The organism is Stenotrophomonas capsici, assembly GCF_034961085.1.
Taxonomy (GTDB): Bacteria; Pseudomonadota; Gammaproteobacteria; order Xanthomonadales; family Xanthomonadaceae; genus Stenotrophomonas; species Stenotrophomonas capsici.
The window spans coordinates 1-4257 of the sequence record NZ_JAYFUH010000235.1; the positions used below are offsets into that span (position 1 = coordinate 1).

Here is a 4257-nt window from a genome sequence, read left to right on the forward strand (position 1 = left end):
GCGCAGGAGGGCATCTTCCCGATCCGCGACGCACGCCTGTACTCGGAGAACTACCTGGCCGCCGGTGGCCGGCAGACGCTGTCGGACTACTACCACGCCCGCTACGACTTCATGAAGCTCGACGCGCGGCTGCGCGAGCGGGTCACCTTCGCCAACCACAACCTGGTCTGCGACGGGGTGTTCTGCGAGGCGCAGCTGATCCTGTGCCGCAACGTGCTGATCTATTTCTCCGACGCCCTGCAGGACCGGGTGCTGGGGCTGTTCCGCAGCAGCCTCAGCCGCGGCGGGTTCCTGTGCCTGGGCAACCGCGAGTCGATCCGGTTCGCGCCCAGCGCCCGCGACTTCGTGCCGCTGGACGCCGAGCTGCGGCTCTACCGCAATGCCGGGGGCACGCTGTGAACCGCCCCGCCGGCCCGCAGCCGCAGGCCGTGGTGGTGGGCTGCTCGGCGGGCGGGCTGCAGGCCCTGCACGTCCTGCTGGGCGGCCTGTCCGGGCCGCTGCCGGTGCCGATGGTGGTGGTCTGCCACAGCGGTTCGGAGGACATGCGGCTGTTCTGTGAACTGCTCGCCGGCCGCAGCGGCCAGACCGTGGTGGAGGCCGAGGAACGCCAACAGCCCCGGCCCGGCACGGTTTATGTCGCGCCCTCGGGCTATCATCTGCTGCTGGAACGTGACGGCCGTTTCGCTTTGAGTGTCGATCCGAGGGTGTCGTTCTCCCGCCCCTCCATCGATGTCCTGTTCGAATCTGCTGCCGGCGTCTGGCGTGAACACCTGCTTGCCGTGCTGCTCACCGGGGCCAATTCCGATGGCGCCGAGGGCTGCCTGCGCGTCCGCGGCCAAGGCGGTACGGTGATCGTGCAGGATCCACATACCGCGCAGGTACCGGTGATGCCGGCCGCCGCGCTGGAACTGGCGGGGGCCGACCATTGCCTGCCGCTGCCCGGAATTCCCAAATTGCTGGAAACCCTATGTTCGTGACCAAGCCGCCTGCCCCGCAGCGCCCGAAGATCCTGGCGGTGGATGACAACCCCGCCAACCTGCTGGTGATCCGCCGCGTGCTGGCCAAGCTGGACGTGGACGTGATCGAGGCGTCCTCCGGCAACGAAGCACTCAAGGCCACGCTGGACGACGAGTTCGCGCTGGTGCTGCTGGACGTCTACATGCCGGACATCAACGGCTTCGAAGTGGCCGAGATCCTGTCCCAGGAGGAGACCACCCGGCAGACCCCGATCATCTTCGTCACCGCCACCTACGCCGATGACGTGCACCGCCTCAAGGGCTACGGCTTCGGCGCGGTGGACTACATGGCCAAGCCGCTGGAGGCGACCATCCTGTTGTCCAAGGTGCAGGTGTTCCTGGAGCTGTACCGGCACCGGGTGGCGCTGCGCGATGCCCTGAGCGAGCTGTCCGAGCGCAACCGGCAGCTGGAGATCGAGGTCGAGCAGCGCAAGCAGATGGAGCAGGAGATGCGCCACCTGGCCATGCACGACATGCTCACCGGCCTGCCCAACCGCGCGTTGTTCATGGACCGCCTGGAGAGCGCACACCACCGCGCCTCGCGCCACAACGGCATGTTCGCGCTGGTCTACGTGGACGTGGACCGTTTCAAGGACGTCAACGACACCTGGGGCCATGGCGCCGGCGACGCGATGCTGGTGGAGCTGGCCGCGCGCCTGCGCGGCACGCTGCGCGAGAACGACACCGTGGCCCGCCTCGGCGGCGACGAGTTCGCGCTGGTGCTGGAGGAACTGGACGACATCAGCGACGCGCACCGCCTGCTCGAACGGCTGGGCAAGGCGCTGGAGGTGCCGATGTGCTATCGCCTGCGGGATGGCGAGGACGTGGCCCTGACCATTGCCGCCAGCATCGGGCTGGCCGCCTACCCGGCCGATGGCGCGGAGGTGAATGCCCTGCTGCATGCCGCCGACCAGGCCATGTACCTGACCAAGCGCAGCCGCGACACGGCGTGATCGTGCACGGCCGGGGTTCCCCCGGCGCCGCCGATGCCTCCCGCCGTTGCCGGGCCGGGAGGCGGGTCCAAACTCAGGCCTCGAACACGTGGCCGCTGGACGGCGGCGGCGTGCTGCCGGCATCGGCCGGGGCCAGCATCTGCTTCCAGGCGGCGTAGACCGCGCCGGCGAACACCGGCATCAGCACCGCCATCAACAACAGCTGGGCCACGGCCATCGCCGCGGCCTGGCCGGCGATCAGGCCGATGACCAGCGCCACGATCATCACCGCGAAATAGATCGCGAAGATGGCGATGAAGGCCAGCACGAAGAACACCAGCATCGCCGGCAGGTTGTGGATGCTGGCGCGCAGGCTCTGGCGCAGTGCATGCACGCCGGTGGCGCGCTGGAACATCACCTGCGGCGGCATCACGAACAGGGCCAGGGTCAACGCGGCGAAGGTGGCCAGCATCAGCAGCAGCCACAACAGGATGCGACCGGCCGGCAGGGTGGCGACCAGCGCCTCGATCTGCGCCGGGTCCGGCTGCGTGCCGGACTGGCTGAGCTCGTTGAGCTTGAGCATCACCTCGGACAGGTGCTGGAAGCCGGACGGTCCGCCGACCAGCACCAGCAGCAGCGTGCCCAGCAGCAACGCGCCCACCAGCTGCGGCAGCAGGGCGACCAGCAGGTGCGGCGCGCGGCCTTCCTGCACGCCCTGCAGCAGGTGTGCCGGACGGGCCGGGCGGCCCTGGTCGACTTCGCGCACGGCCCACAGCAGGCCGCCCATGAACAACGGGCCGGCCAGCAGCAGCAGGAACTGCAGCAGCGTGCCCAGCGCGGGCACCAGCAGCGACAGCGACAGCACCAGCGAGGTCCCCAGACCCCACAGGATGCCCAGCGAGCCCAGCGCCAGCGGCGCGCGCTTGAGCAGGCCAAAGCCGGTCAGCAGCCATTCCGCGCCGGCGGAGGCCGACACCTTGCGAATCTCGCTCATTGCAGTTCCGAAACAGGGGGGAGCGTCGGTCATGCCGACGTATGCGGATTATCGCTTGAAACGTGTCGTGGCGTTATCAGGCGCAGGTAACGCCCCCTTCCTGGCCCCGGCCTGGCGGTGCGCCGAAGGGCCGGCGCGGAACGCCGGAATTCATCCGGCCCGGGAAGGGGCGGCCTCGAAGCGGCGTAGCAGTGCCGGGCGCCCTTCGACCACTTCGTACAGCGCCAGGCGGCGGAGGATGAAGCGTTCGGCGGGGACCGCCTCGGCCAGCAGGTGTTCCTGCTGCTCCACCGCAAGCGTGGTGGTACTCAGGCTGCAATGCGGCGTGTAGGCGAAACGGTGTGGCTGGAAGGCCAGCCCGCTGCCGGCCAAGGCGCGGTGGAAGGCTTCCAGCGGGGCGGGATCTTCCGGCTGCAGCCAGATCACCGGGCCGGTGGCGAAACGACGGATGGCCACGAACCGCGCCGGCAGTGGCAGGTGTGCATGGGCAAGCACCTGCAGCCGGTCGAGCACTCCGGTTTCCGATTGCCCCGTCGCCAGTGTCCCCAGCCCGGAGGAGCCGGCCAGGGTGATCTCGGCCGGGTAGCCGGCCAGGCGGGTGTCGTAGCGACGACGCAGCGCCAGCACCTGCGCGGCGACCGGGTCGGGTAGTTCGAGCACCACGTAGCAGGGGTGCTCGAACATGGGCTTCAATGGTGCTCGCTGCGCCGCACGTGGCGCACGAAACGGCGCAGCAGCTGGCGGGCCAGCGGTGCGGCGCTGACCTCGCGGGCAACGCTGCGCGCGCAGCCGCCATGGCGGGCGATGCAGTCGGCGCGTGCGCGCACGTAACCGCGCATGTGGTGGGTGGCGAATTCGGGGTGGAACTGCAGGCCCCAGGCTTGCTCGCCCCAGCGGAAGGCGTGGCAGTTGTCCTGCACCGAGCGCGCCAGCACGGTGGCGCCTTCGGGGGCGCGCAGCACCGTCTGCAGGTGGGTGGCGTGGGCCGGGAAGGTGGCCGGCAGGCCGGCGAACAGCGGATCGGCCGCGGCCGGTGCTTCCAGCTCCAGGCGGATCGTGCCGGACTCGCGCCCGGCCGGGTTGTAGGCCACCTCGCCGCCCAGTGCGTGGGCCAGCAGCTGGTGGCCATAGCAGATGCCCAGCAGCGGCATGCCGGCATGGGCGGCATCGCGCAGCCAGTCGGCGCTGCGCTCGCTCCAGTCGGCGCGGTCGGTGACGAAGGCGGCCGAACCGGTGACGATGGTGGCGGCGAATTCGCCACGGTCGGGCAGCGTCTCGCCGTGCTCGACGTTGACCACCACGGTCTCGGCTTCCT

Annotated in this window: 6 protein-coding genes; 3 read left to right on the plus strand and 3 right to left on the minus strand. The window is 70.0% G+C overall.

Annotation, left to right across the window (positions count from 1 at the left end):
* The 3 genes from VA603_RS12035 to VA603_RS12045 form a co-directional block, all read left to right on the plus strand.
* Positions 1-399 (plus strand): CheR family methyltransferase (locus VA603_RS12035; RefSeq protein ID WP_323438987.1); only part of this gene is annotated, 399 nt, incomplete at its 5' end.
* Between the two features lie 29 nt (positions 400-428).
* On the plus strand, positions 429-977 hold the full coding sequence (locus VA603_RS12040; protein ID WP_313255719.1) for a chemotaxis protein CheB: 549 nt from the start codon (positions 429-431) through the stop codon (positions 975-977).
* Entirely contained in the window at positions 968-1969 is a 1002-nt protein-coding gene (locus VA603_RS12045; protein ID WP_132863983.1) for a diguanylate cyclase domain-containing protein, read from the plus strand. The genes VA603_RS12040 and VA603_RS12045 overlap by 10 nt, the downstream gene beginning before the upstream one ends.
* A 73-nt stretch (positions 1970-2042) precedes the next feature.
* Here VA603_RS12045 and VA603_RS12050 read toward each other — a convergent pair whose 3' ends face one another.
* The 3 genes from VA603_RS12050 to VA603_RS12060 form a co-directional block, all read right to left on the minus strand.
* Positions 2043-2942 carry a BPSS1780 family membrane protein gene (locus VA603_RS12050; protein ID WP_132863982.1) on the minus strand — a complete coding sequence of 300 codons (900 nt, stop codon included), beginning with the start codon at positions 2940-2942 and terminating at the stop codon, positions 2043-2045.
* Positions 2943-3092: 150 nt separating this feature from the next.
* Positions 3093-3626, minus strand: coding sequence for a 2'-5' RNA ligase family protein (locus VA603_RS12055; RefSeq protein ID WP_323438988.1), 534 nt, complete (start codon positions 3624-3626; stop codon positions 3093-3095).
* A 5-nt stretch (positions 3627-3631) separates the two neighbouring features.
* Positions 3632-4257: glutamine amidotransferase (locus tag VA603_RS12060; RefSeq protein WP_323438989.1), on the minus strand; the 626-nt coding region annotated here is incomplete at its 5' end.